The 1,009-nt window shown below is 71.6% G+C and carries 1 protein-coding gene and 1 pseudogene; one reads left to right on the forward strand and one right to left on the reverse strand.

All coding sequences use genetic code 11. From position 1 onward, the window contains the following. Nucleotides 1-230: 230 nt before the first annotated feature. The gene (locus tag AC1DZ6_RS25765) at nt 231-413 is read right to left on the reverse strand and encodes a hypothetical protein (RefSeq protein ID WP_477099921.1); all 183 of its coding nucleotides are present in this window, start codon (nt 411-413) and stop codon (nt 231-233) included. 90 nt (nt 414-503) lie between these two features. Between AC1DZ6_RS25765 and AC1DZ6_RS25770 the strand changes: the two are divergent. Next, nucleotides 504-1,009, forward strand: a pseudogene (locus AC1DZ6_RS25770) (protein NO VEIN domain-containing protein); the annotation flags it as partial.

The raw sequence follows: 1,009 nt of genomic DNA on the forward strand, positions 1-1,009 counted from the left end.
GTGGCGACCACCTTGGGCTTCTGGGTCGGCGGCATGACGGTGACGGGGGACACCGGCGTCGGCGCCTCGCCCGATGGACTGGGCGGCGGCTTGGCGACCTGGGCCATCACGGGACCGGCGGCGACGCAGAGGAGCAGGGCGAGGGTAAGGGCGCGCATGGTCCTCAAGGTGTGGTCAAAGCGCGGCGTTCTCAAGGCGCCGCTTCGGGGAGACGCGCGTGGGCTGAGCCCCTACCGCGTCATCCAGGGCTTGTTCTTGCTGTTCGAGGCGGCGGCGGCGGCCTGCTCGCGCTGGAACCGTCCGCCGCGCGGCGGCTTCGGCTTGGCGGCCAGGGCGGCCTTCTTCAGGCGCAGGGCGCGCTGGATCGGGGTCTCGCCAGGAATCTCGGGGTGGTCTTCGGGCGTGTCGGTCATTCAGGGCTTCTAGCACGGTCGGCGACGCTACGTCCCGGGCGCCTGAGCGGAATCCTGGCGTCGGGCCTTGGCTTGGGGCATCGTCGCCGCGTGGGCGACTCGGCGATCAACGGCAAGACTTGGAACGAGGCCGAGCAGGACCTGGTGGTCGGCGATTATCTGCTCATGCTCGACAAGGTGATGACCGGCCGCGCCTACGATCCGGCCAACCATCAGCGCGCCCTGCGCTTCGTCACCAACCGCTCGGGCGGGGCGATCACCTTTCTGCAGGGCGAGATCTCGGCGGTGCTGACCTTGATCGGCCTGCCCACCCTGAAGGACCATCCGCCGCGCTGGGATTTCGGCGACAGCCTGGTCGACTCTGTCGATCGCTGCCTGAGCGCCAAGCCCGGCGTCCTCAAGGATCTGGCCCAGCCGCCGGCGCTGCTGGGCCGCGCCGCCGCCCCGACCCTGGCCGAAGGCGCGCCGTCCCGCGCCCACCACGCGCCGATCGGCGAGCGCGCCGAGCGGCTGGTCGCCAAGTTCGATCCCGCCGCCCGCGATCTGGAGGCCCGCATGCTGGCCCGGATCGGCGTCGCCGCCGCCCTGGTCTACGA

Source organism: Caulobacter sp. P1_B12_2, assembly GCF_056406675.1.